The sequence below is a fragment of the Nocardia cyriacigeorgica genome (assembly GCF_005863245.1).
Lineage (GTDB): Bacteria > Actinomycetota > Actinomycetes > Mycobacteriales > Mycobacteriaceae > Nocardia > Nocardia cyriacigeorgica_C.
The window spans coordinates 1-25,023 of record NZ_VBUT01000018.1; the positions used below are offsets into that span (position 1 = coordinate 1).

At 61.0% G+C, this 25,023-nt stretch carries 22 protein-coding genes and 1 pseudogene; 5 read left to right on the forward strand and 18 right to left on the reverse strand.

All coding sequences use genetic code 11. The features are described from left to right. Window positions 1-96 precede the first annotated feature (96 nt). Window positions 97-543, reverse strand: coding sequence for a universal stress protein (locus FEK34_RS29330; protein WP_138453212.1), 447 nt, complete (start codon window positions 541-543; stop codon window positions 97-99). Window positions 544-572: 29 nt separating this feature from the next. Then, window positions 573-2,078: an MFS transporter gene (locus FEK34_RS29335; RefSeq protein ID WP_171048476.1), complete on the reverse strand. Its 1,506-nt coding sequence runs from the start codon at window positions 2,076-2,078 to the stop codon at window positions 573-575. 188 nt (window positions 2,079-2,266) lie between these two features. On the opposite strand from FEK34_RS29335, the gene FEK34_RS29340 reads away from it, so the two are divergent. Next, window positions 2,267-2,947, forward strand: a complete 681-nt coding sequence (locus FEK34_RS29340; protein WP_138453235.1) for a TetR/AcrR family transcriptional regulator — start codon at window positions 2,267-2,269, stop codon at window positions 2,945-2,947. 483 nt (window positions 2,948-3,430) lie between these two features. Here FEK34_RS29340 and FEK34_RS29345 read toward each other — a convergent pair whose 3' ends face one another. The 3 genes from FEK34_RS29345 to FEK34_RS29355 are packed head-to-tail and all read right to left on the reverse strand — an operon-like array spanning window position 3,431 to window position 6,212. After that, window positions 3,431-4,471: a BtrH N-terminal domain-containing protein gene (locus tag FEK34_RS29345; RefSeq protein ID WP_054811360.1), complete on the reverse strand. Its 1,041-nt coding sequence runs from the start codon at window positions 4,469-4,471 to the stop codon at window positions 3,431-3,433. After that, complete coding sequence (locus tag FEK34_RS29350; protein ID WP_178128353.1) at window positions 4,465-5,643, reverse strand: cytochrome P450; 1,179 nt, start codon at window positions 5,641-5,643, stop codon at window positions 4,465-4,467. The genes FEK34_RS29345 and FEK34_RS29350 overlap by 7 nt, the downstream gene beginning before the upstream one ends. A 38-nt stretch (window positions 5,644-5,681) precedes the next feature. Beyond that, window positions 5,682-6,212 carry a PaaI family thioesterase gene (locus FEK34_RS29355; RefSeq protein WP_048833156.1) on the reverse strand — a complete coding sequence of 177 codons (531 nt, stop codon included), beginning with the start codon at window positions 6,210-6,212 and terminating at the stop codon, window positions 5,682-5,684. A 220-nt stretch (window positions 6,213-6,432) separates the two neighbouring features. On the opposite strand from FEK34_RS29355, the gene FEK34_RS29360 reads away from it, so the two are divergent. Next, complete coding sequence (locus tag FEK34_RS29360) at window positions 6,433-7,089, forward strand: TetR/AcrR family transcriptional regulator (protein ID WP_171048474.1); 657 nt, start codon at window positions 6,433-6,435, stop codon at window positions 7,087-7,089. Window positions 7,090-7,559: 470 nt separating this feature from the next. On the opposite strand, the gene FEK34_RS29365 is transcribed toward FEK34_RS29360, so the two are convergent. From FEK34_RS29365 to FEK34_RS29385, 5 genes are all read right to left on the reverse strand, one after another. Next, complete coding sequence (locus tag FEK34_RS29365) at window positions 7,560-8,303, reverse strand: TetR/AcrR family transcriptional regulator (protein WP_138453216.1); 744 nt, start codon at window positions 8,301-8,303, stop codon at window positions 7,560-7,562. A 106-nt stretch (window positions 8,304-8,409) separates the two neighbouring features. Beyond that, window positions 8,410-9,441 (reverse strand): ferredoxin--NADP reductase, encoded by a 1,032-nt coding sequence (locus FEK34_RS29370; RefSeq protein WP_014349817.1) that lies wholly within the window; start codon window positions 9,439-9,441, stop codon window positions 8,410-8,412. Between the two features lie 45 nt (window positions 9,442-9,486). Continuing rightward, on the reverse strand, window positions 9,487-10,344 hold the full coding sequence (locus FEK34_RS29375) for an SDR family NAD(P)-dependent oxidoreductase (protein ID WP_014349816.1): 858 nt from the start codon (window positions 10,342-10,344) through the stop codon (window positions 9,487-9,489). Then, window positions 10,341-11,939, reverse strand: a complete 1,599-nt coding sequence (locus FEK34_RS29380) for a flavin-containing monooxygenase (RefSeq protein WP_048833154.1) — start codon at window positions 11,937-11,939, stop codon at window positions 10,341-10,343. Before FEK34_RS29380 ends, FEK34_RS29375 begins: the two co-directional genes overlap by 4 nt. Window positions 11,940-12,137: 198 nt before the next feature. Then, window positions 12,138-13,124, reverse strand: coding sequence for an AurF N-oxygenase family protein (locus FEK34_RS29385; RefSeq protein WP_014349814.1), 987 nt, complete (start codon window positions 13,122-13,124; stop codon window positions 12,138-12,140). Between the two features lie 256 nt (window positions 13,125-13,380). Here FEK34_RS29385 and FEK34_RS31050 point away from each other — a divergent pair, with 256 nt between their 5' ends. The 3 genes and pseudogenes from FEK34_RS31050 to FEK34_RS29400 form a co-directional block, all read left to right on the forward strand. Then, window positions 13,381-13,716, forward strand: coding sequence for a DUF4873 domain-containing protein (locus FEK34_RS31050; protein ID WP_014349813.1), 336 nt, complete (start codon window positions 13,381-13,383; stop codon window positions 13,714-13,716). Window positions 13,717-13,769: 53 nt separating this feature from the next. Next, a complete protein-coding gene (locus FEK34_RS29395) occupies window positions 13,770-15,407 on the forward strand; it encodes an MFS transporter (protein ID WP_249359723.1) in 1,638 nt (545 codons plus the stop codon). A 182-nt stretch (window positions 15,408-15,589) separates the two neighbouring features. Further along, a pseudogene (locus FEK34_RS29400) lies at window positions 15,590-16,648 on the forward strand (integrase core domain-containing protein); the annotation flags it as partial. A gap of 527 nt (window positions 16,649-17,175) precedes the next feature. On the opposite strand, the gene FEK34_RS29405 reads toward FEK34_RS29400, so the two are convergent. The 8 genes from FEK34_RS29405 to FEK34_RS29440 all read right to left on the reverse strand — a co-directional run bounded on the left by FEK34_RS29405 (window position 17,176) and on the right by FEK34_RS29440 (window position 25,020). Beyond that, the gene (locus tag FEK34_RS29405) at window positions 17,176-18,009 is read right to left on the reverse strand and encodes an alpha/beta fold hydrolase (RefSeq protein ID WP_171048475.1); all 834 of its coding nucleotides are present in this window, start codon (window positions 18,007-18,009) and stop codon (window positions 17,176-17,178) included. Between the two features lie 105 nt (window positions 18,010-18,114). Further along, the gene (locus FEK34_RS29410) at window positions 18,115-18,750 is read right to left on the reverse strand and encodes a hypothetical protein (RefSeq protein ID WP_178128354.1); all 636 of its coding nucleotides are present in this window, start codon (window positions 18,748-18,750) and stop codon (window positions 18,115-18,117) included. A 32-nt stretch (window positions 18,751-18,782) separates the two neighbouring features. Beyond that, entirely contained in the window at window positions 18,783-19,739 is a 957-nt protein-coding gene (locus FEK34_RS29415; protein ID WP_130915572.1) for an MlaD family protein, read from the reverse strand. Then, a complete protein-coding gene (locus tag FEK34_RS29420) occupies window positions 19,736-20,818 on the reverse strand; it encodes an MlaD family protein (RefSeq protein WP_349292447.1) in 1,083 nt (360 codons plus the stop codon). Before FEK34_RS29420 ends, FEK34_RS29415 begins: the two co-directional genes overlap by 4 nt. After that, entirely contained in the window at window positions 20,818-21,921 is a 1,104-nt protein-coding gene (locus tag FEK34_RS29425; RefSeq protein WP_138453221.1) for an MlaD family protein, read from the reverse strand. Before FEK34_RS29425 ends, FEK34_RS29420 begins: the two co-directional genes overlap by 1 nt. 2 nt (window positions 21,922-21,923) lie before the next feature. After that, complete coding sequence (locus FEK34_RS29430; RefSeq protein ID WP_130915570.1) at window positions 21,924-22,964, reverse strand: MlaD family protein; 1,041 nt, start codon at window positions 22,962-22,964, stop codon at window positions 21,924-21,926. Next, window positions 22,952-23,971 carry an MlaD family protein gene (locus FEK34_RS29435; RefSeq protein WP_138453223.1) on the reverse strand — a complete coding sequence of 340 codons (1,020 nt, stop codon included), beginning with the start codon at window positions 23,969-23,971 and terminating at the stop codon, window positions 22,952-22,954. Before FEK34_RS29435 ends, FEK34_RS29430 begins: the two co-directional genes overlap by 13 nt. After that, window positions 23,968-25,020, reverse strand: coding sequence for an MlaD family protein (locus FEK34_RS29440; protein ID WP_130915568.1), 1,053 nt, complete (start codon window positions 25,018-25,020; stop codon window positions 23,968-23,970). The genes FEK34_RS29435 and FEK34_RS29440 overlap by 4 nt, the downstream gene beginning before the upstream one ends. Between the last annotated feature and the right edge of the window lie 3 nt (window positions 25,021-25,023).

Below are 25,023 nucleotides of genomic sequence, written 5' to 3' on the forward strand. Positions count from 1 at the left end.
GGGATCCAGTTCTCGCTCCCGAAGGTTTCGGATCCGGGCTCGTGTGTGCCGGTGCTGGGTGTGTCCTCGGCCATGGGCGCTTTCTGCGGGGTGTGTCTACGGGGTGGTGAAGAGGATGTCGCAGTGGGCTTTGCGGGCGAGCTCGATCGGTGGGGTGGTCAGCAGCCTTGCCAGCAGCGGTGGCCGGTGGGGGTCGGCGGTGACGATGAGGTCGGCGCCGGTGGCGGCGGCCAGGTGCAGCAGCGCGTGTGGGGTGGGTTGGTCCAGGATGTGAGTTTCGATGTTGGTGGCGCCGTGGCTGATCGCGTGCTGGTGGGCGGTCCGCAGGATGGCGTCGGTGGGGGTGGTGCCGCGTAGCTGGTAGGCGTCGGGTCCGAGCCGGTCGAGGTCGGCCCCGAGATCACGTTCGTCGATGTCGTGGCGGGCGCAGATGATCAGGAGCCGGGCGTGGGTGGTGTGGGCGAGTTCGGCGGCGTGGTCGACCACATGGTAGGAGGACTCGGATCCGTCGGTGTCGACGATGATCGTGCGATAGGCCGTCATGACGGGCGTCTTTCACGAGAAGGGGTATCTCAGGGGGATGGGGTGGACGGGTGTGGGCGTGGTGTTCGGAATCGGCGGGTGGTGGGGCCGGGGGCGAGGAATGCCAGCACGATCGCCCCGATCGTGGTGAGGGCGGCCAGGGTGAGCGCGGCTTGGCCGCTGCCGTGCACGAACGCTGCCTTGGCGAACTCGGCCAACGGTTGGGCTGCTGGTCCGGCCTGGTCGGCGACCTGCAGGGCGGCGGCCAGGGAATCGGCGACCGGGCCGCGGGCGGGCTCGGGCAGCCGGGGCAGAGCGGGCGCGATGTGGTGGGTGTAGCCGGCGGCCAGCACGCTGCCGGCCACGGCGATCCCGATCGCGGCCCCGATCTCGCGGGCGGCGTCGTTGACCGCGGCAGCGACCCCGTGTTTGGCCTCGGGGGTGTCGGCGACGATGGCATAGGTCGCCGGGGCGGTACACAATCCCAGGCCCGCGCTCATGATCAGCAGCGGCCACAGCAGATCGAGGTAGTGCGCGGCCAAAGTCAACCTGCTCACCAGGACCAGCCCGGCGGCGATGGTGAGCAGGCCGACCACAGTCATCACCCGCAACCCGACCAGGCTCGACAGCCACGGCGCGATCACCGAGATCGCGACCAGCGGCACCACCATCGGCGCCAGCGCCAGCGCCGAGGCCAGCGGCCCGTAACCGAAGATCAACTGCAGGTACTGCACCAGCAGCAGGAACACCCCGAAGGTGACCAGGAACTGGATGGTCACCGACAGCGACCCGGCACCGAAGCCCCGGCGGGTGAACAACCGCACATCCAGCAGCGGCGCCGCCGAGCGCAGCTCGACGACCACGAACGCCGCCGCCGCGGCCACACCGATCCCGGCGGTGGCGGCGACGAGCGGGTCAGCCCAGCCGCGCGCAGGGATCTCGATCGCGGCGAACACGATCGCCGCGACCGCCACCGCCACCGCGCCCGCGCCCACCCAATCCACCGGCGGATGCTCGCGCTGGCGGGACTCGGCGATGGTGCACGCCAGCGCCGCCAGCACTGCCCCGGCCACGGTCAACCCGACGAACACCGAAAGCCACGACCACCGCTCGAGCAGCAACCCGGCACCGAGGATGCCCAGCACTGCCCCGGACCCGGCGACCCCGGCCCACACTCCCACCGCCCGGCCACGATGAGCAGGAGGGAAGCCCGCGGTCAGGATCGACAGTGTCGAGGGCATCACCAGCGCCGCACCCGCCCCGGCCAGCGCGCGTGCCGCGATCAACCACGCCGGGTCGGGCAGCAGTAGCGGCAGCGCCGAGGCGGCGGCGAATACCGCCAGTCCCGCGACCAGCACCGCGCGGCGCCCGTAGCGGTCGCCGATGGCTCCGGCGGGCAGTACCAGACACGCCAGTACCAGCGTGTAGCCGTCGACGATCCAGGTCAGCTGGGCTTGGGTTGCCCCGGTCGCGACCGCGATCTGCGGCAACGCCGAATACAACGCCGCCATCGCCGCGACCACCAGCGCCACCGCCAGGCACGACACCGTCAGCATCCACCACTGGGCCCTGGTCCAGCGGGCGATCTCGACCGTGTCCGTTCCGGGTGCGGTCACCGGCACCTCCCGACGTTGTAGACCAATAGTCTCTGTGCGAGACAGTCAGTATCATAATGGTCGGGGTGTGGGATGATGTCCACACATTCGCCGGATTGAACGACACCCATCGCAAGGAGCGCGCGGCCATGACCGTCCCGGACCCCGCAGCGACCGACCCGCTCACCACGGCCCAGGAGCAGGCCGATCCGCGGCTGGCACGCTCACGCAACCGGTTACTCGACGCGGCCACCCATCTGCTGTCCACCGGTGGTGTCGAAGCGGTCACCGTCGAGGCGGTCACCCGCGTGTCGAAAGTCGCTCGCGCCACCCTCTACCGGCACTTCGGCAGCACCACCCAGCTACTCGCGGCGACTTTCGAACGGCTGCTTCCTCAGGTCGACACACCGACCGGCACCGGGCCCGTGCGTGAGCAGCTCCTGGCGCTGCTCACCACCCAGGCCGACCTCATCGAACAAGCCCCGGTACAGATGACCACCCTGGCCTGGCTGGCGATGGGATCCATCGGCGAGGACCACCCCGACCCGGCCGCCGTCACCTCACTACGCGCCCGCGTCATCGAGCAATACCGCCACCCGTTCGACCAGATCCTCACCAGCCCCGACGCCCGCGCGATGCTCGGCGAGCTCGACACCACCTTCGCCATCATCGAACTCATCGGCCCGATCGTGTTCGCCCGCCTCACCGGACTACGCACCATCGACCACGACGACTGCACCCGACTCGTCGACAACTTCCTCACCGCCCACCGAAAGTGCCCGGCCGAAAACGGGCCGTCCGGCAGTGAGGGTGTTCGAGCGCCTTCCTGACCTGCGCATCACTGAGCAGCCACTGCCACACCAACTTTGCGAATGCCGAGCCCAAAGCAATCGACCGGCCCCGAGCACCGTCGCAGTGCGGACGCTCACACAGGCGACCCCGCCGCTGACGTGGCCGGGTTCGAAGGCGGCGGCGTCCATGGGTATCGGCGTCCAAATGCCCGACACGACCAGGCGCGCAAGCGCAGTGGTCGCGACGACCGTGATGGTTTCCAGCCGTGTCTCCCAGCGGACGCGACTGTCCCGGTCGGTGCAGGATTTGGCGCCCTATTATGCCTGTCGCTCTGCTATATCGCGCGGGTCCAGAGCGGATTGGTCGGTGACATCGACCAGGAGCTGGGAGTTCATCGCTTCAATGGTGACGTCGTCGGCCCGGTCCCGGGCCACCGCCTGGGGCTACCCCATCCCCCACAGGCGCACTTCACCACCGGTCTCGAAGCCGTAGCGGATGTACCTGTCTGCAGACAAGCTGGTTCAGAGTGAGTTGGCGGCGGCGGCGAGAAGATCTGCCAAGGTTTCCTCCAACTCTGGCAGCACGGCGGCATGCCGGGCTACCTGAACCGAGCGTCGCGATGGGGTTTCATCGGAGACGGCGATATGGGCGAGCCTCGTCCAAGACTGTGCGGCCAGCCGTGCTGCGCGTGCGGCCGCGTGAACCTTCGGATTGCGCGTGTAATCGGCGAGATCGACGCACCCTTGAGCGATGAGGCGTCGAAACAGACCGCCTCCGGTACCCGCTTTTTCGATGAAGGCAGCGAGTGACCTGAGCACAGCCTCGAGGTCTTCGTTTCCGAAGATGTCGGGCCAACGGGAGACGTCTTCAGCGAAGCGGCGAACGCCGTCGAGCCCGGTGCCGGAGACACCGTTCGAGGCCGGCGCGGCAATCGAACTGGGGCCCCCATGTTTCAGGGTTGCCGCCGATTGTTCGAGCGCTGCGGCAGCCATGGACGGGAGGTCAGGCACGTCGGACGGCCAATCGACTATGTACGTGGCGTGGCGTGTGGGTGTCGGGAACCCCGTGGAGGCTCGTGCCCGTGCCAATGCGTCATACGACACCGTCTGGATCTCATCGCGGTCGTTGTCGACGATATACGCGTCGCGAGCCTCGTCATCATAGCCGACGATAACGATGTCGTGGCGGCTCATGCGCAGTCGTACCCGCAGGTATGGGAGTTCAGCGATGTCGGCCCAGACCATGACGGGCCGTCCGGAGTCCAGTTCGGTCCTCACCCATTTCCAACCGAGGTCGGGATCCTCGGTCTGACGTAGTTCGGTCTTCGCACCGAGGCGCCTCAACAGGTCGACCTCCAAATCCCCACCACGCCCCACCAGGTATATCGGAGGATTGATCGCATCGGCGCGCAGGTAAGCGAAATCGAGTGCGCCGCCGAGTGTGAACACGAGTCCTTCGCTCAGCTCGCCGTCCCAGCCAAGCCCGGCCCAGGACATAAGATCGCGCAACGCACCCGAACCACAATGGCCGCCCTTCAGGTGCGGGTAAGGCTGGATCAGCATCCGGTGACCACCTTCAGACTCGACAGCCCGCGAAAGGACAACCCCGTACGCCAGCGAGGTTGTTCGACGAGCCTAAGACCGGGAAAACGCGCCGTGAGGAGTGGGAACAGTACGGCTCCTTCGAGCCGCGCCAACGGCGCGCCAAGACAAAAGTGAATGCCGGCACCGAACGATAGCGGCGGGGTCCCGGTTCGGGTGATATCGAGGCTATCGGGGTCGCAGAATCGGTCCGGGTCTCGGTTGGCCGCCCCGAGCAAGGTCAATACAACCTGGCCAGGATCCAGGTCGACTCCTGCCACCCGTGTTGGCTCGAGCACCGTGCGCCCATTGGTCTGGACCGGCGAGTCGTAACGCAACAATTCTTCGACGGCGTTGCTCGCCAGATCGGGCCTGGCCCGCAATAGGTCCATTTGGCTGGGATGGGCGAGCAGTGCAGCAACGCCGTTACCGATGAGGTTTGTGGTGGTTTCGAACCCTGCCGCGAACAACAGTATCGCGGTGCCAACGCATTCGTCGTCGTCCAAGACGTCGTCGCCATGCGCCACGGCGAGACGGCTGAGCAGGTCGTCGTCCGGGTGGGCGCGTTTGGCCGCCAGGAGGTCTGTGAAGTACGTTGCGAGTTGGTCTTCCGCTTCACACGCGGCAGTCAGCGCCGCGGCGTCCGCGCTGGGCTCGAGCGAGGCGACCAGGGCGCGTACCAGAGGAGCGGCCACGGCTCGATCGGTCACTGGCACTCCAAGAAGATCGCCTATTACATTCACGGGCAGCGGGAGGGCGAGATCGCTGATGATATCGGCGGAACCCTGGTCCTCGATGACATCGATCAGATCACGGATCTGCGTGACAACGCGGCCTCGCAACTCGTCGATGTGCCGAGGGGTGAAAACGTCAGCGACCAGCCGACGCAGCCGGTGGTGGTCAGGCGGGTTGCGGAACAGCATGGTGCGCCGGAATCGATGCATAGCCTGACGTTGCAACTCTTCGGGAATCTCCGACAAGCCGAATCCCAGCGACTCGTCGGCCTTGCCGAGGCTACGGTTACGGAGCGCAGCTGCGCAGTCGTCGTAGCGACTCAGTACCAGGACCCCCGATCGCGTGACAAGCACGGGCTGAGTCTCGCGCAAGCGTCGGAACGCCTCGTAGGGGCCGGCTGAGCCGTGATCGGTCAGCAAGACGTCGAGGAGTAGTTCCCTCTCAGTTGGTCCAGCAGTCACGCCTGCCTCCGAGCCTTCGCCCGCGACTGCAGGAAGTGTTCGGCCTCGACCACGATGAACACGGCGGTTGCCGTAGTGACCGAGCGCCCTTCTAGATCCTCCATCCTGGCCGCGAGATTCAACTTACGGCCATGCCGCGACCGTACCTCGGCGTGCAGCGTGTAGGGGGTATCGAGCAGTACCGGGGCGAGATAATCCATGTCGAGATTCCGGGTCACGGCGAGTTCGCCGACCGTGTACAGCAAGAAGCCGAACAGGTCGTCGATGACGGTCGCCACCGCGCCACCGTGCGCGATCCCCGGCGCTCCGACATGACGCTGGTCGAAAAGATGGTGAGCAACGACGCCGCCCTCGCAACGCCGCACCGATAGGGAATGTCCGTGCGGGTTGGCCGGCCCACAACCAAGACAGTCGGGATGGTGCGGCGGCAACTCTGGCGATCCGGATTCCAGGAGCCGGAACGAGCGCACCCAGTCCTCCACGCCTGGGTCAGACAACCTACTGACCGCATCCGAAGCCTTGTCCATGGCCAGACCTCTCTGTCGACTAACGCGCGCCCAACATCAGACTCGAGCAGGACCGCGATACAACTACATTGGAGACAATCAGAACCATTTTGTCAACAATTGATCAGATCTCCGCTGCTTGTCGCGCATAGCTCGCGATCAAGCAACGCGCGGACATGACGAAGTGTCCGGGAGTTTGTCCACTCATGAACAAAACCCACGTTCTGTTACCATCCGAGGGGTGGTGGAAGAATCGGTGAGGCTGTCGTTCAGGCGACACCTCCGCGAGGCAGCAATCCGCGCCGCCCGCGCCCTGACGGTCGAGAAGGGCTGGGAACGTGTACGATTCGGCGAGGTAGCCGGTCTGATCGGAGTATCACGCGCCACGCTGTATCGAGAGTTCGGCGACAAGCAAGGGCTTGGAGATGCACTCGTTCTGCACGAAGCGGAGCAATTCCTGACCGGGATCGAGGATTTGCTTGCTTCCAACCGCAGCGCGTTGCCTGAATCGATCCGAGCGATAGTTCGCTACACGCTCGACGAGGCTGCAACCAGCCCCTTACTCAAAGCCGTCCTGACTACACCCGGTAGCGGCCCGCGCGATGAAACCGGCGTCCTCCCCCTGTTGACAACCTCTGCCTCCATGCTTCAACTCGCGTCCGAGCGACTGGTCACCGCGTTCCTCCACCACTACCCCACCATCGACGCCAATGACGTGGCCGACGCAGTCGATGCGCTCATTCGATTGACGATCAGCCATCTCGTACTACCGGCCAGCGACAGCGCCGAAACGGCACGCCGGATCTCCGAGATTGCCCTACGTTATCTCGGGGTGGGCTCTGCGGGTCTCAGACCAGATGCCTCAGCTGCATGCCACAACGCGGTACCGAGCCATTGAAGCAGCGGTACCCTCGTTTCCCTTGATTCCACAGCAGCTGGTTCAACGACAAGTAGGCGGCGACGTTCTCGAAACGTAGCTCGGACTCGGCCGGAGGAACGTCGAGCGCGAAGTGGTCGCCAGCGGTTGCGGGCGGTCTGAACCAAGTTCGCGTCGGATCCATCGATTCGGGTCCGCAGGTTCGCACGAAAGCAATCCCGAAAAATGACACATGAGCTGTCATGCACAAGCCGGGCAAGCCCAACCAGCTGCTGCGTTGGGTAGAGCAGCACCGACGACGCTGACGCACCGAGCAATCGATGCGGACCAGGCCGATCGGCGGTCGTCCCGCCCGCCGGCGATGGCGCGACAACGGCATTGCTCACGGGTCTTTTGCCCCGCGGGGATGCAATCCGGCAGTGTCACCGCGCTATGGCAGATAAGCTCATCCCGCGTCGTCTTCGACCGGCGTTTGGCTCGAATTCGCTCAGCTAAGCCTCGATCAGTCCAATATTCTCAATCCGCAAAGTCGAATCCGGGTCTATCCGGATTCCACGAGCTCGCGCCGAGGAATCGATAATCCCCCAAATGATTGCGCTGAGATGCTCGACGAAAGCCTTTCTCGGCATAGCCGAGGTCGGATCGGATTGCGAGTTTATCCACCAATCCGTCGCGGAGAGGCTCGCCCCTATGATCGACTGCACCACCAAGTCTATGCCCGACGTGTCAGCCCCAGCGGTGTCCAAAACCGTGACGAAATGACCCGCAATGAAACCTGCCAGTTCACGTGCGTTCTCAAGAGCTGGATCCGATCCCGATGAATTGTCGCTAAAATGACTACGAACGAGAAACTGGAAGACGTTCTTGTGCTCGTCGACCAGCTGCGCGTATTGCTCGACGAGCTGATTCATCACACTTCGAATCGGATCGGATCCGAAATCAACGGTAGCAAGCACATTCGACCACATGAGTTCCTTCGCACGTTCGATAACAGCTGCACGAAGGCCCAGTTTGTCCTTGAAGTGGCGATACAGCTTGGGTTTTGTCGCACCCGCCTCCCGAGCGATGTCGTCCATGCTCGCGTCCGGACCGTACTTGCCGAAGGCACGGTACGCTGCGTCGACCAGTTCTGCTCGAACCAGGACCCGGTGCTCTTCCCATCGGCTCGAGCGTGCGTCAATTCGCCGAACCACCGAGCTACCGACCTCCCGAATCCGCTTTTGTGCGCCCGCCATCTGGCCGAGCATACGCTATCGGACAAGTGACCGATAGCGCGGGCGGCGATTGCGCGCTGGATCGGGCGAGCATGAACGCCGTTACGGGGCCTGCGCGAACGCATGGTCAGTCGAATGTCACAGTCACCGAATTGGTGGCGGGTACCGACTGGCATGCCAGCCGATCACCTTCCTCGATATCATCATCATCGAGTACCTCGTTTACTCTCATCTCTATATCGCCGTCGATAACCTTGCACACACATGCACCGCATCCGCCTTCCCGGCAGGAATACGGAGGCGAGTACCCCTCGTTCAACAAGACCTCGACGAGGGTCAAATCTTTCGGCCATTCCAGCTCGGCGCGATCACCATCGAGATATACTACTAGACGGGCTTGTTCGTTCGTCATTGATTCCTTGACGTAGTTCTCCACGTCGAAGGGATCGGAGTGCAGAGATTGGAATACTTCTCGGTGTAGGTTCCGGTGCTGCACGCCGGCTTCGCGCGCCGCGTCTACCACCAAATCCATGAACGCCGCCGGCCCACACAAGAAATACATCCGATTTCGGTACTCACGGCAGATTTCAAGGATTGCGCTTCGGTCCGGTAGCCCACGCTCGCTCTCCAGCCACTCGATGAGAGTCAGTCGCTCGGGAAACTGCTTGGCGAGGTAACGGAGGTCTTCACCGAAGATGACGCTCTCGGCATGCTGGTTGGCATAGAAGAGAACGAGATGGCCGCCACCTTCGAGCAGAGCCGACTTGACGATGGATAACACCGGGGTGATTCCGCTACCAGCTGCGAACAGAACCATGTCCGCATCCAGGTCTTTCGGTGTGAAGTGCCCGGTGGGCGGCAGAACGGTTACCTCAGCTCCAACCTTGATGTTGTCGCACAGCCAGTTAGATCCGTACCCGCCCTCCGTGCGTTTCACTGTGACAGCTAGCGAGTCGTCTGCATGCGGGGAACTCGAGAGCGAATAGCATCTGGCCACATATTCCCCGTCGCCGGCTCCGGGAATACGCAACGTAAGAAACTGCCCGGGGTCGTAGGCAAATACGCCCAATTGCTGCTCGGGCACCTCGAACCAAATGGACACCGCATCCGCTGTTTCCTGCACTACACGGGAGACCGTGAGTTCACATGGCATGCTCATCTTCCAGGATATTCCTTCTCTATTATTCCGGCCCGTGGCCCAGATTCAACTGTCGCGCTTGACAAGGCCGTAACGACGGCCGATCGCATAGCCGACACGGGCCAGCGGAGCGTTCAGGTCCTGATACCTCGGCCCCACCGCGCGGGCGACGAAATCGAAACCCAGGGCATCGGGTCCGATAAGGACTCGAGGTTTGTTCCGTCGCACGCCCTTCAGGATCGTTTCGGCGGCGCTTTCCGGAGTGGTGAGCGCTATACGATCGAAACCGGCGACAATCTTCTCCTGATCACCCATCGCGCCGACACCTCGAGCTCCGCGCACAATATTTGTGCGAACACCACCCGGATGCACGCATGTTACGCCCACCGGTAGCCGGTTAATTCGCATCTCCTGGCGCAACGCCTCGGTAAAGCCTCGGACGGCGAATTTGGAAGCATTATATGCGCTCTGACTGGGAATGGCCATCAGTCCGAAGACACTCGACACGTTGACAACATGGCCGTCGCCCGAGTCGATCAGATCCGGAAGAAATAGTTTCGTGCCGTTCACGACTCCCCAGAAATTGATCGACATCAACCATTCGAAGTCGATCCATTGCATATCCAGTATGTCGGCGCCGAGTGCGACCCCGGCATTGTTGATTACCATACTGACCGAACCGAAGTCGCTGAGGACCTGACGACGATATTCCGTGAATGCGCTACGATCGGCCACATCGAGCTGATAGTGCTGGCATTCGACACCCAGCGCGGTACACATGGAGGCGGTTTCGCGGGCCCGTTCGCCGTCGATGTCGGCAATGGCCAGCCGCGCACCCTCGCCGGCGAGTCGAATTGCAACTGCACGGCCGATTCCTGAACCTGCCCCGGTTACCGAGACGACTCGGTCGCTGAACTCTCTCATCTCGGCAAGCTACCCTTCTTGATCGAATTCGGAAGGAGGTCGCCGCTTTGATCACCTGTCGACTCGCCGACCAACGCGAAATCAGAGTCCGCGACATTGCGGGTACGCCGCCAATACTGCCAGGTGAAACCTGGCCAGACCGTCCGATTGACACCCTGTGCATCGAGGTACCAACTGGTGCACCCCCCGCTGCTCCAGACCCCGTTCACCAATTTCCGCTGGATGTCCGAGTTGAATTCCCGCTGAACGGGTTCACGCACCTCGAGCGCAGCTGCGCCACGTTGCTTCGCGAGCCGAATCGCGCCGATGATGTACCTGATCTGGCATTCGATCATGAATACCACCGAGTTGTGACCGAGCCCGGTGTTGGGGCCGAGCAGGAAGAACAAGTTCGGGAAACCTGCGGTGGTGATGCCGAGATGGGTTTGAATCCCTTCGTCCGACCATACGGAGGAGAGTTCACGACCGGACGCACCCTTGAGCCGGAGGTGGTCGAACCCGTCGGTTACGTGGAAACCGGTGGCATAGATGATCACGTCGACCGGACGCTTGTCACCGGACTGGGATATGATGGCGTCCTCGGTGATCTCGGCGATCCCGTCGGTGATGACGGATGTAGTGGGCCGATTCAGCGCTGGGTAGTAGTCACTGGAACCGAGGATTCTTTTGCACCCGATGCGATACGTGGGGGTGAGCTTCTTGCGCAGCGCGGGATCATCTATTCCCCGCGCTATGTTCCACTTGGCGACACTCTCGAGCGGACGCATGAAATTGATATGTCCGTTCAGTCCTATCGACAGTGACTCCGCTGACCAGTAGATGGCAGTCCGGAGGGCTTTGGCGAGGATCGGCGCCCTCGTGAGCAGGGCTTGGATCACCTTCGGGACCTTGACGTTCCTACGGGGCAGTACCCACGCCGGCGTCCGCTGGTATAGATGCAGTTCATCGGCTACCTTGGCAATTTCCGGAACGAATTGGATTGCGCTCGCACCCGTCCCGATAACAGCGACCTTCTTGCCATCCAATGTGCAGTCATGATCCCACTGCGCCGAGTGAAATGCTGCACCAGCGAACTTCTTCTGCCCCTTGATCTGGGGGATATTCGGTATATGGAGTGCGCCTACGCCTGAAACCAGGAATCGGGCGACGTACTCGTTGCCGTCGGAGGTCGCAACATGCCACGCGGAATCACTAGGATCCCAGTATCCGGATTGCAAGGCCCGCCCGAAATGCGTGCGGCTATAGAGATCGTACTTGCGTGCGAGACTCAGGAGATACTGCTGAATTTCATCCTGTCCTGCCCACAAGTGACTCCAATCCGGCTTGGGCTCGAAAGAGTACGAGTACATGTGAGAAGGGACATCGCAGGCACAGCCCGGATATGTATTGTCGCGCCAGGTTCCGCCGATTTCGGAATCCTTCTCGATTATCAAGAAGTCATTCATTCCCGATTTCAGCAGTTGAATCGCCATTCCCATGCCGGAGAATCCGCTCCCGACGATGAGGACCTCTGTTGTGTGCACCCTCTCGCTCGCTGCACGACCTCCCGAACCATTGGTCTTTCCCGTGTATTTGGCAGAACGGTTATTACTCATCGATTTCCTCTGAACGTTGGCTCACGTGCGGTACAGGTGGCCACAAATTTTCGATAGCTACTCAGCTACTGCGGATATGTCGGACCGGCGGCAGGACCGAGGAGTTCGCGGGATTCGACGAGTGCCCGCCGCAACATATCACGGCGCGACTTGCGCTCAGCAATATGCGTGGTGCTGTTCACGCCGGTCCGAGTCTGTTCACCGCCGGGCGATATCGTCGGGGAGGCTCCTCGTCAGGCGCCAAAGGAACATGGTGAAGCGACCTTCCATCATTCCTGCCTCATCGAAGAATCGGATCATCGGCTCGGACATGAACTGCAGGTTCTCCCGGTAGTGCGGGCCGAATTGGCAAGCGAGGAACCCCCGCAGAGGATGCACGCCGACAGCACGGTACAGCTTGGGATTGATCAAGATCGGGTAGGACAGGTTCGCGACAACTGCGAGGACGCCGCGGTGCCATGCCCGCGAGATCCGGCCTCGCGACCGCATACCCTCGACAAGCTCGGAGCGCGCGAACGTGATGTGGCGGGCCTCCTCGAGCACGTGAATTTTCATCAACTGCCGGACCTGCGGTTGTAGGCGTTCGTCGTTCATCGCTTCACGCTGTGCCCGATCGAGAATCTCCTCGATCAGCAAGGTCGCGCCCTGGATCGAGGGCCCGAGCGGGACGAAATGCAGGATCTTCGCCAGCGACAGAAACCCTGGCGGAAGCTTGTAGGGCGGGATCCCCGTTTTGGCGATCAGACGCGCGAACATTGTGGAATGGCGGCTCTCGTCGCCAACCTCGGCAAGTGCGTATAGGGCCTTGTTATCGACGAGATCACCCGTCGTGTTCAGCCGTAGCAACGCCATACTCAGCAAATTCTCGGCGTAGATCCCGAAGCTGAGGATGCTCACCAACTCATGTTTGCCCAGGTCGATCTTCTGTTCCTCGGAAAGCCGGTTCCACAGACCGGTGCCGTAGAGGGACAGGCGATGCTCGGGGAACCACGCCTTATCCGGCAACCACGGACTATCCCAGTCGATGTCGACTTCGGCGTCGTAGAACTTCTCTACGGAAGTCTTGAGCAGTCGTCCGGCCGATCGTTGCAGGTCAATGGGTCGCCGACCGCTCACGCGCGCCATACCGTCGGTGGTTACGGCAATCTGCCCGTTGGTCTCGGCCCTGACGTCACTGGTCGTCATCTGTCGCTCCTTTGAGACTCGATCGATGACTCTGCATCGATACATCCAGTCCGGATCAACGTCCGGTGGCAGTAACCCGGTATCCGCTCAAGAGTGCAATACGGGCAGTAGCGGATACTTGGGGTATGAGGTAACTTTGACCCCGGCGGCGCGGCTTGTCAAGGGCCGGCCCCGATCCCGACGCCGGGCTACTTGGCCCCAGTGCCGGGCGATCCGATCGCTGGCGTCGACTATCGACCAAACGGAGGAGTTCACAGTGAAGTCTCAGAGTCCGCACGATGCCTCTGACTACATCGGGCCGGCCACAGTGGTGATCGCAACCGACGACGTCGAGGTGCAAGTCGAACTGCGCGGCTATTTCCAACCCATCGACGGCCGCTTCAGCTGGTACGGGCGCATCCGCCAGAACGACGAACTCGACAATCTGTTAGGGGGACGCCGACGTTCCGTGCTGATCCGGACCAGTACGGGCGAGGCGCCGGCGACCATCGGCGATCGTGACTTCTGGGGCCGCTATCGAGTTCAGGGCAGAGGACGACCGCCCTATCACGTGCCGACGACGCTGGAGGAAGTAGAAGCTACGCAAAGCTGAGCCGTAGGACCTACGCGAATGCCGACGACGCCCCGAGGGACCAGGATACCGACATGATCAGCTTTGGAGACCGGCTTCGCGACCGCAACTCCGCGGCTTGGACGCTGGCCATAACCTGTGCCGCAGTAGCATTGGTTGTTGCGGCCATGGCAGCGCTGTACACCGCTCTGCCTGCCCTTGCGCTCGACATCGGCGCAGATCAAAGTGCTCTCACATGGATCGTCGACGGATACACGCTGGTCCTCGCCTGCTTGGTTTTGCCCGCTGGCGCGATCGGCGATCGGTATGGGCGCCGACGCGTTCTAATCGTCGGCCTGGCGGTCTTCGCGGCCGCTTCAGTTGTGCCTGTATTTCTCGATACTCCTGCGGCACTCATTGCCTCCCGGGCCTTGGCGGGCGCAGGAGCAGCTTTCGTCATGCCGGCGACCCTCTCGCTTCTGACAAGCAACCTCCCAGTGGAGAAGCGGTCGTACGCGGTCGGAGTCTGGGCCGGGATCGCCGGCTCGGGTGGCGTGATCGGCATGGTGGGATCCGGTCTGCTTCTTACCCAGTGGTCGTGGCATTCGATCTTCGTCGGTCTGACCGTCGTCGCACTACTACTGCTGGTTCTGGCCTTCACCGTGCCTGATTCACAGGACGCCGAACTCCCGCCGTTCGATCTTTTCGGCATGTTCTGGGTCGTGCTCGCCATCGGCACGTCGGTGTTCGCGGTCATCGAGGGTCCGTCGCGCGGCTGGACGGATGTCCGGGTTCTTGTCGCAGGTGCGGCGGGAGTAATCGGCACCGTGGCATTTATCCTCACCGAGGTGCGTGCCGAGCACCCGCTACTGGACGTGAGCCTGTTCCGCCGCCGGGGCTTCTCAAGCGGTGCGCTATCGATAACCATCCAGTTCCTCGTGACTTTCGGTGTGATGTACCTACTGGTACAGCACTTCCAGCTCATCCTCGGGTTCGATGCCCTCGGCTCGGCGCTGGCGCTGGCGCCGATGGTCGTTCCGCTTATCGTGATGTCACTCGTGTCGCCGGCAATCGCTGCATGGGCGGGATTGCGGGTGACGACAGCGACCGGTCTTCTGACCATCGCCGTCGGCTTACTCGCCATCCTTCGCCTCGACACCGGTTCGTCGTACTTCGACGTTCTCTGGCCCCTGTTGATCATGAGCGCCGGGCTGGGCTTGTCGGCCGCCCCCGCGACCAACGCGATCATGCTCGACACACCGTTGGAGAAGCACGGGGTATCCGCTGCGGTCAACGACGCGACTCGCGAAGTCGGCGCGGCCATCGGCATTGCCGTCTCCGGTAGCATTTTGTCCGCGAGCTATACTTCGAGGATCAACGAGGTGCTGGACCGCCTTCCCGAGCCCGCGCGCGCTCCGGTCCGCAGTTCCCTGGCCGGTGCCCTCGAAGTCGCTGAGCGTGCCGGTAATGTAGGAAGGCCTCTCGCCGACTATGCGAAGGATGCCTTTTGGAGTGGGGTGGAACATTCGGCGCTCGCGCTGGCAGCGATCACCATAGCCGGGGTTCTGATCCTCGTCCCACTTTCCCCTCCACGAAAAGCCGCCGAAAGCGGTATCCGACGGCGCCGCCGACGTCACCTCCCCTGGCCTACACACGCCGCTCGAACCAGTCGATCGGATGCCCACGCCAATGACCGATCGATGGCATCAGTGCGGCGAACACTCGATCCATAGTCAGTTGCGTTGTCCCCCATGCATCGCATAGCGGCCCGTAGGTCGAATGGGCAGTGTCTGATCATCGAGGATAGGTAGGTTCAAGTGGTGCGCGCTTTGCGAATTCGTCTGACCTGACCCGATGACATTTGGTCCGGCGGCTGTGAGAGCATTGCCGCCCACGTAGTGGGCAGGAACGCTCGATGACTATGGCGACACGAAAAGGGCACACACCTCCACAGGCCGTGCGCAAGCTGAGCAAGGCCGTCCACCTGCTGGGCGAGAATAAGGAAGTCGCCGTCACTGCAGATCACCATGGCCACCTACTAACGGTGGCGCAACCAGTTCGGCGGGCTGAAGGCCGGCGACGGCAAACGGTTGAAGGGCCCCGAACGCGAACACTCCACTCTGAAAAGTCTTCTCGGCGAGGCGAAGCTAGAGAAAGCTGCATTGAACGAGATCGCCAAGGGAACCTTCTAGACCCGGAACGCCGGCGGGCGGCCGTGGCGCACCTGGTGCGGGTGCTCGGGGTCCGCGAAAGGTTCGCCTGCCGGTTACCGGCGAACATCGAAGTACACAACGGCGCGTTCGAACCACCGACACCAACGCACATCCCGATGCGGCTTTGCGTGAATGGCTGCGTGCCTGGACGAAACCCATCCACGGCAAGGATTCCGCCGCGCCTACCACGGCGCCCGCAGCGAGTGCTGGACAGTCAATCACAAGAAAATCCAACGCCTCTGGCGCGACGAGGGATTACGAGGGCCGCTGCGGCGCCGAAACGCCTGGAAACCACCACCACCACGACGGAGGCAAAGGCACCCAACCGTGTATGGGCAGTGGACTTCCGATTCGATGCCAGCGACGACGCACGCCCAGTCAAGATCGTCTCCATCGTCGATGAAACACACCCGCGAATGCTTGGGCCGGCTGGTGGAACGATCGATCACCGCCGACGGACTCATCAACGAATCGCTGTCGATCGCAGCTACCCCGCCGCCCTGCGCTGCGGCAACAGACCAATTTCGCGTGCCAGGCGACTGGGCGGCGGAACGGGTCTGCTCAGCGTTCGTCACACTAGCCGACCCTGCCGCAACGGCTACATTGAATGGTTCAGCCGCCGCCGACGCGACGAATGCCCCAACATCAACAGCTTCTGGTCGTTGACCCAAGCCCGCGTCGTGATCAGCGACTGGAAGGAAGAATACAATCACCGCCGAAGAGATTCCGGCCTGGGCTGCAACGCCCCAGCCGGATACGCTACAACCCTGCATCCCCTACAAATGGTTCTCACACGCGGCGGACCGACTACCGGGTCCCGTCACCGCTTAGGATACTCCGACCCGGTCGGCGCAGAACTGGTTGCAGGGCAACCGAAATCATCTCCCGACCGTTGTCCAACCTAAAACCGGGGCGGCGGACCGATGATGGTGACCAGCATGTTCTGTAGCTCGGTACCTGCCGCCGGGCACAACCTTGAACAACAGCTTCGCCGAGACGTTCGACAACAAGGTTGCGAACCCGCGCGCCGGGCCGCAACCGCTGAAACAGCCAGCTGGAACCCGCATTGAAATCGGTGGCTTCAAAGCCAACCACAACTAGCGGCACCGGCAGCCGGCGCTGGACTATACGACATCGGCCCCAGCGCGCTGCGGCTGCACCCACTACCCTGACAGTCATCATCCGGCTGTTGAGAAAGGGCGTTCCGCGGTTCCCGGACCGATATCAAGCTCTGATAGCGAACTATTCGCCTATCGTTACCCTCAGCGTATGACGAATGTTAATGCCGCTATGCGACGGTTGCTTCGCGTATGCGCGCTTCCCGAGTCAATCCGAGGAGATGGACGGCCACCTCACCGCTGCGTTCGTAGGGCAGGTAGTGCCCAGCCTTTTCGAAGATGACCAAATGACTCCCTGGAATACGATGCCGAAGCGCACGCGAGTGATGAACGGGGGTCAGGCGGTCACGAGACCCGACCAGCACGACGACGGGACAGCTGAATCTGCCCAGCACGCCGTAACGCTTGTGAGAGAGTATCGAACGGGTCAGCTCCGCGACATTGCGAGAATTGCTCTTCGCGAGCTGCAGCACAGCACGGTTCATATCGTGCCGACGAGGACGCGCTCCGAATAGGATGCCTCGTGTCGACTGCCGCATCAGGAAAAGCGGCCGGGAAGGAATCCTGATATAGGGTAGCGCCTCCAGACCCAGCATTATCAGCCTTCGCAAGAATTTGCTGCGCATCATATTTCCCAGAATATCGCCCGCCCCTGTCGACACCAACGCGACGCCGAGGATTCTCGGTCCGAGCACCTCACTGTGACGTTCAGCCAAGGCCATGAGAGTCATCCCTCCCATCGAATGACCACCCAATACGACCGGACCCGTAGGCACAGTTTCCGAAAGAATAGTCGCAAGATCATCCGCAAGAATCTCGAGGCTGGCCGGAGCCGACTCCGAATCCCCGTGTCCCCGATGGTCGTAGGTAACGACGCGAATAGTCGGGTCCGCAGCGACCACAAGCTGAGCAACGTCCTCCCAACTCTCGTGCGACAACGCGAGTCCATGGGTCAAGACCATCGTCACTCGCGGGGTCTGCGAGCCCCATTCGGTGATCTGCAATGTCGGACCGTCGTCCCGTGTGAGAGCGAGTCGGCGGCAGGGAACACCCGCGCTGGAAATCGAAGTCATTATTCCAAGCTCCTCAACGTCGAAAAACCCCGGTGACTATTTGGCCGGGAGTGCCGAGTCGACACCACCGACATCTGTTACCTTCCAATCCAGATTCTTGTCAACTGTTACGGTATAGGTAACAGTCGTTTGCGCACCCTCCGGTATCTGCGCACTCTTCGATGTCACATTCAGGAACACGTTGACGACGTAGACACCCGATCGTTCGGAGCGCACTGTCGCCGCGATGGGAACTCCACTAGAACTCCACTTCAGTGGCAGCACAATTTCTTTCAGCTGCGGAGCAGTGGCATCGAACTTGTTTGCAAGAACGGGCGAGACGTTGGACTTCAAACCACGAACCCACTGGTCGAAATTCTGATAGTCGATATTCGAGGCTCCGACTGCATACTCAGACGCTACTTCTTCGGCGCGCTTCTCCGCGGCTACGACAGCGTCCCGATCTTTCAACTCGCTCCTAGCCGAGAGCCACAACGGAATCGAAACGGCCACCGCGACAACAAGGAGGGCTACTGCGGTTCCCAAGGCCAGAGAACGCAGGCTTATCGAGAACGACCTCTCCGACCCGCGCGCGCTCGAGCCACCCTTGACCGACGTCCGAGGCACACCCGCGTCAACCGGCTTTTCTTCCGCAGCTTCGCGGTCAGTATCATGAGAATCTTCTGTGGGCATAATCAGCTCCGGTGTCTCTCGTTCTTTCACATCTATTTGACAGCGATCCGCATTCGCAAAGCACCGTCCCCCGTGACACTGAGTGCACGATCTATCAGGTCGCTTATGTTGATTTGCGCCATGGAGTTCGACGCGCTTTCCGCCAGTGGCTGTACCGCCGGGACCAGATCACGAAGAGCGGGGCCGATCTCATTGATGTAAGACGTCACTTTATCAAGGAAGGGAATGAGTCCGTTTCCTTCGATATAGTCCCCGGGCATATTGCCGATTCGAGACAGTCGCGCCAGAGAGTCCGCGATGAGTGCGCCCCACGCTCCGGCTTCCTCCCACAGAGGGCCGGCGGCGGTCATCGACTGCTCGGCCCACTCCATATCAGCACCCATTGTTTGCAAATTCTTCAAGATATTCCGGATTTCGGGTGACCTACTCAGAATCGTTTCCGAAAGCAGCGTTGTCGATGCCGCCAGACGCGGCATCACGGCTTCCGTCCCCGACAACGTCTGATCCAAGGTCTTGACGATATTGCTGATCGCCTGTGGGTTCAGTTGCTCGACCAGATGGGTGACAGTATGCGCCACATCAGGTATCGAGCGGGGTAGAACCACTTCAACCGCGTCGATACGCTGACCGTCGGCCAGGTAGGGCCCGGCATCAGTATTCGGTACGAACTCGATATAGGGCTCCCCCAACCCCGACAGGTCCTCAACAGTAGCGCTGCCGGTCGCAGGAACCCTGTACTTGGGATCGAGACTCAGCACCAATTCGACACCACGCTCGGCCTTGTCGATAGAGTCGATCTCTCCTACCTTCACTCCTCTCAACAGGACCGGGGAACCGGGTAGCAAACTCCCGGTCCTCGGCAGAGCCATGGTCACAACAGTCCTGCCAGAAAACCAATCAACTCGAAGCACACCGAATGTTAGGTATGCGGTGCCCAAGACCAGCACGATTCCGATCGACACCAGGGATAGCACGGAACTTGGCTTCATCGAACCACTCCGATCATCCGCAGCGACGCAAGAATACTGTCTATCCGATCGTCGTCCGATATGGGGCCGACGCCTTCAATGCCTACAATATCAACCTTCGGACCGCGCTCAACAAATGGAATAGCCTTTTCGCGCAAAATGGCCACGGCTTTGTTCAAATTCGAGGGGGCGTTCAGATCAAGCGGGCGGCGAGTGAACAATAGCGGCACGAAGGCACGTGCGGCCTCATTGCCCGATTGCGCCAGGGGGCCGACCCACCGGAGAGATTCTGTGAGCAATTTGAATCCGTCGTACAACGTGATCAACCCGATCATGGAAGTCATCGAAGCAGCGGCCTGACTCACCCCCGACTCGGTCAGCAAATACTCCAGTTCAGGGGTTCTACGCTGCACCACGTCCGTGTTCGCGCGCAGACCGTTCAGCATTGCGTCGACGGCATCCAGGTGGTTGGCCAGGTCAATGATATCCGCACCGACTACCTCGGATATCGAAGCAGTCTGCCGAGTGTCGATCGGCAGCACCCCGTTCACGCGGTTCATTATCTCCTGAGCCTGTTGAATCCCTCCTCCTTGGACGAAGGTCGCGAGTACGTTCATGGTGTCCTCAACCTGCAGCAGCGGCTTCGTCTTGTCCAATCCGATGGTGGCGCCCGGGGGAAGGGCATCCTGCGTGCCGGTCGGCGGAGTCATCAGCGCGATGGATACATCGCCAAGTATCGTCGGCTGGCGGAGTTCAGCGGTGGTGCCGACCGGCAATCGAACCGACGCCATCAGGTCGACATCGACGGCAACATACCCGTCGTGGTCCTCGCCCGCGTCGACCAGTGACACATCGCGCACGACCCCTGCTCGCAGACCATCGACTGTAACCTTCGCTCGCGCTGGCAGATTCAAGGCGTCAGCGAACAGAATCCGGATACCGTACCGGTCTCCAGAAATTCCGGTCCCCGGAACGGGAACCTCCGCGGGATCGAATCCACATCCGGGAACTATGCACACCATTGCCACCGCGGCCGCAGCGATGAACCGACCACCACGCTCACGAGCAGATCGCGCCCATACGACTCGTCGCAGAACCATCACCGCGCACCTGCCGTCCCGAATATCAACGGAAGAACCGAAACCTTCTCCAACTCGTTCTCAGCGGACTTGCAGCTACCTGGCACGACACGCTCGATGGCCGCGCATACCCGCTCTGCGTCCGCCGGCGGCAGCTGAGCCACCGGCGCCGCGTAAGTCAGGATCGGTGAACCACCCTCCTGCGCCGTCGCCCTCTGAAAAGCCTGCACCAGCGGTGGCGTCAGGTCGATTATTTCTTGTACCGAGCCGATATTCGCACGGGCGAGACGCGCTAATGGGACTGTCGCGTTCAGCGCTTCGAGAATTTGGTCACCAAACATTGAAGTAATCTCGTTCAACCATGGCACAATGATCCGCAACGAATCGATAATCGACACGGTGCGCTCAAAGATGCCACGATCGATCACTTCGAGACCTGGAGCCAGACGAGTGATCATGGCCTTGATATCGCCCCATCCGCCGGCCATGCTGTCCGATAATGATCGCAGTGAGTCGATAAGCGCACCGATATGCCCGATAGCAGCATTGGGGGAATTGAGAGCACGACCCAACTTGAGGATCGTATCATTCATTTCAGGTCCTGTTCCGGATAATGCGGCATCTAAGGCCGCGAGCTCATCCGCAAGCCTTTCACGCTGTGTAGAACCATTTCCATCGGTGATCTCTGCAGCGAGGTTGCCCAGCGCATTCATAGTCTGCGACATGCTCTTTGGTGTCAGTGTACGGGTAATGCACTGTCCGGAATCCCATTCATGCTCGGCTTCGCTGTCATCGAGTAATGCAAGCGATCGATCCGCGACGATTGTGTCGGATACGGTAGTAGCTGACACCTGACCGCGGGGCGAATGGTTTACCTCTACCTCGAATTCGACACGGACCATGTCACCATGAGGTTCGATACGCGTCACCGAGCCGACTCTGACCCCTCGCATGGTGACATGGTTCCCGGCGTACAAGCCGATTGCATCCGGCATATTCGCGCAGTAGCTAAGCATCCTCTTGGGAGGCTCGATGATCACGAAGTATCCGACGATCAGAATTGCACATACGACCGCGACACCGAGAACGGACATGAGACCCCGGGACGCCAAGAGCTTATTCATCGTCAGCACTCCTTTCCGGGGACCGGAATACACACCGACGGCACCGGGACAACTGTCGCGGATTGGTCGACCACGAGCCCTTCCTTCGACGACGCGATCGGCTGGAGCCGCGCCAGTAGGTCGCGCGTATTCGTGACAACCTGTCCCATCTCTTCACCCAGACTTTCCAGCTCAGGGATGACGTCGGCCAGGGCTCGCGCAACGGATTGCAACCTGGATCGATACGCCGGCTCGAGGCCCGCGATACGCGCGAGAAGCTCGTCCATCAGCCGGACGGCTTCGTAGATCTCGGCCTTTTTGTCGAGGCCCACTGTCTCCATCAGATTGACGCTGTCGATCATTCCGCCGAGTGTCGCCTTCGACTCGTTGATCGCGCCGAGATACTCGTCCGCCATCGCGAGCGTGTCCGAAATGTCACGGTTCTGGCGGTCGAGGATGTCGACCAGAGATCCGAATGCCTCCGTTGCTCGGCGAATGCCGGACGGTGCACTGGCAATCGCAGCGTTCATGTTCGTCAAATTCTGACGCAACGTATCGCCATCGATATCATCGATCGGCCGAATCGCGTCCTCAAAAGTCCGACCCAGGCTGTACGGAAGATGGACCCTCTCGGCGGGAATGGACGAATGTAACGCAGAATTCCCCGCCGGTGTCACCGCGAGGTAGCGGCCGCCGATCAGTGTCAGCATACGGACATCGAGACTCGTCTGGTCACCGATGAAGATGTCGCTGTCGACGGTGAAGCTCATTCGAACGTTTCTTCGGCTCAGCTCGATGGACTTCACCGCGCCGACCGGCACACCCGCGATTCGGACGTCATCGCCAACCTTGACCGAGCCCACTTCCGGCATTTCCGCCCAGTATGTGGACTCGTCGAAAGGTACTACGTAGACTACTACGCTCGCCGTCAAGACCGCTCCCATCACTGCGGCCCCGACGCCAGCCCAGCGCAATTCTCGGTCCATGCTTCGAAGAGGAGCACTCACCGACTGCAACGCGGTTCCCCCGCGAACACGGAGTAGCTTACTGATCACCGCTCGCATATCGAGATCCTTTGCCCACTGATCAACACATGTAACGGCGCCGGAACTTCGGCGTTGCCGTTCGAGCAGTTACGATTGATGACCGGTCCATCGGCGGGAACCCACGCATTCAGTGTCTCGAGAACGGCCGGCAGCTTCCGCAGCACCTCGACCGCCTGTTCCGGGTCCGGAAATACTGCCCCCAACAGGGCATCGGCATCGGCGTTAGGTCCGGTCGTCAAGCCGAAGGCCTCGAGAAGGCCGTTCAATGGCGCGATCACGTCTGGTGCCATGAGGGCGAATTCGACAATTCCATCCACCTTGCTACGCAACGTGGACACAACCGAGGCCAGCTCCGAGACAAGTCGGACGAGATGCGAGGATCGGCCACCGATATGGTCGGATATCTCTTTGAGATTTCCGACCAGAACGGTGACTACCGCTTGCCTGTCCAGCGCATAGTTGGACAAGGCTTCGATAGAGTCGAGGACGGAACCGACGCCCGCTCCGTCTCCCTCGATGACAGCGATCATGTTCTCTGCGAACTTGTTCACCGCTTCGGGCGACAGCTCTGCGAGTACCGGTTGTAAGCCGTTGAATAGATTCGTAATGTCGAACGACGGGATCGTGTTGGCAATATCGAACTTATGTCCGGCCGGCAACTCCGCTGTGGTCGGCGATGATTGTTGAACGTCGAGATATCGCTGTCCTACGAGGTTCTGATAGCGAATCGCCAGCACAGTGTTCTCGTAGATCGGGTGATTGCGCTGGACCGCAAATCCAACCACCGCTCGACCACTGGCATCCAAGGTAATCGATCGTACCTCGCCAACTCGGAGACCATCCATACGAACATCGTCGCCGGCCTTGAGGCCGTTCGCGTCGACGAATTCAGCCGAGAATTCTACCGCGTCTCCAGATACGGGGCGTTGCACCGTCTGAACGATGATTGCGAGCAGCACAGTGACCACGACGGCAGACACAATAAGTTTTGCGCTGGTCGCCAGAAGACTACGCTGTCTTGTCATCGGCCACCTCCGATGTTGGATGGTGGCGGAAGAAGCCCCGGCAAGAACGCGGTGAACGCTGGAACCATATCGAGAACCAACTCGATGTTCAGAATCGGACCGTCTGGAGTCGATGTGAATGATCGGTCTAGACGTGATAGGAGTTCAGTGAGCTGCGTGCTCGAGGCGCCGGGCGTAGGTACCATTCTGCTGGCCGTTGACAGAACCGGAGCGAGCATAGCCGCATAGTCCGACAGATGACCCTGAGCCGCGAATAGAGTTTCCGCCAGCCCAGGAAAGAACTCCCGACCTACAGTATTGACAGTCGTATCGAACAGCTCACGATCCGTATTCAAGATCTCGATCGTGGTGAGCCGATTTATGAGGCCGACCGTACCGTCGATCATCGATGCAGTCCCGACTAGCATGGATCCGTATTGGTCCAGCAGCTGCGATATCGGCATCGTCTGGGTTTCAGCAATGTTCCGGCTGGATACAACGATTGCCTCCATGAGAGGTGTGAATTGCCGGGCTATTGTCGCGCCCCGTGTCAGGATCTCGGTCAATTCCGGGACGAGAATGTCTCCAGTTGCTTGAGCTACGCTGCGGATGAGAACACCCATCGTTGCGTCTCGTTGCCGGTCGGCTCGCGGCCCCGTCAAATCGACGATACTGCCATCCCGTAATGGAGCCCCACCATCACCTGGTTTCAGCGCAATTTCACTGATGCCGAACAAGTTCGATGGCGAGTAGTCGACGAATAGCCCGTCCGTGAGACCTGCCGATTCGGCGCTTTCCAGTCTGAGAATCAATTGTTTCGCCCCATCGTCCGATTCGATCTCCGAAACATCACCTATCTCGATACCGTCGAATCGAACGGGTGTTCCGACGGTGATCCCGTCGCCGATGGACTCGGTACGCAGCAGTACCACTATTCGATTATCATCCTGGAGGGCCATCACAACAGTCCAGGTCAAGGCTACTACGATCACTATGATCACGGCGAGAACACCCAGCATGACCGATGACCGCTTCGATGTCGACACACCCGGCATTTCATAGCGAGACATCGT

Excerpts from the sequence above, each read along its gene's own strand:
- FEK34_RS29330 (WP_138453212.1), bottom strand. The coding sequence starts at position 543 with ATGACGGCCTATCGCACGATCATCGTCGACACCGACGGATCCGAGTCC.
- FEK34_RS29335 (WP_171048476.1), bottom strand. The coding sequence starts at position 2,078 with ATGCTGACGGTGTCGTGCCTGGCGGTGGCGCTGGTGGTCGCGGCGATG.
- FEK34_RS29340 (WP_138453235.1), top strand. The coding sequence starts at position 2,267 with ATGACCGTCCCGGACCCCGCAGCGACCGACCCGCTCACCACGGCCCAG.
- FEK34_RS29345 (WP_054811360.1), bottom strand. The coding sequence starts at position 4,471 with ATGCTGATCCAGCCTTACCCGCACCTGAAGGGCGGCCATTGTGGTTCG.
- FEK34_RS29355 (WP_048833156.1), bottom strand. The coding sequence starts at position 6,212 with ATGGACAAGGCTTCGGATGCGGTCAGTAGGTTGTCTGACCCAGGCGTG.
- FEK34_RS29365 (WP_138453216.1), bottom strand. The coding sequence starts at position 8,303 with ATGGCGGGCGCACAAAAGCGGATTCGGGAGGTCGGTAGCTCGGTGGTT.
- FEK34_RS29370 (WP_014349817.1), bottom strand. The coding sequence starts at position 9,441 with ATGAGCATGCCATGTGAACTCACGGTCTCCCGTGTAGTGCAGGAAACA.
- FEK34_RS29375 (WP_014349816.1), bottom strand. The coding sequence starts at position 10,344 with ATGAGAGAGTTCAGCGACCGAGTCGTCTCGGTAACCGGGGCAGGTTCA.
- FEK34_RS29380 (WP_048833154.1), bottom strand. The coding sequence starts at position 11,939 with ATGAGTAATAACCGTTCTGCCAAATACACGGGAAAGACCAATGGTTCG.
- FEK34_RS29385 (WP_014349814.1), bottom strand. The coding sequence starts at position 13,124 with ATGACGACCAGTGACGTCAGGGCCGAGACCAACGGGCAGATTGCCGTA.
- FEK34_RS29395 (WP_249359723.1), top strand. The coding sequence starts at position 13,770 with ATGATCAGCTTTGGAGACCGGCTTCGCGACCGCAACTCCGCGGCTTGG.
- FEK34_RS29410 (WP_178128354.1), bottom strand. The coding sequence starts at position 18,750 with ATGCCCACAGAAGATTCTCATGATACTGACCGCGAAGCTGCGGAAGAA.
- FEK34_RS29415 (WP_130915572.1), bottom strand. The coding sequence starts at position 19,739 with ATGAAGCCAAGTTCCGTGCTATCCCTGGTGTCGATCGGAATCGTGCTG.
- FEK34_RS29420 (WP_349292447.1), bottom strand. The coding sequence starts at position 20,818 with ATGGTTCTGCGACGAGTCGTATGGGCGCGATCTGCTCGTGAGCGTGGT.
- FEK34_RS29425 (WP_138453221.1), bottom strand. The coding sequence starts at position 21,921 with ATGAATAAGCTCTTGGCGTCCCGGGGTCTCATGTCCGTTCTCGGTGTC.
- FEK34_RS29430 (WP_130915570.1), bottom strand. The coding sequence starts at position 22,964 with ATGCGAGCGGTGATCAGTAAGCTACTCCGTGTTCGCGGGGGAACCGCG.
- FEK34_RS29435 (WP_138453223.1), bottom strand. The coding sequence starts at position 23,971 with ATGACAAGACAGCGTAGTCTTCTGGCGACCAGCGCAAAACTTATTGTG.
- FEK34_RS29440 (WP_130915568.1), bottom strand. The coding sequence starts at position 25,020 with ATGTCTCGCTATGAAATGCCGGGTGTGTCGACATCGAAGCGGTCATCG.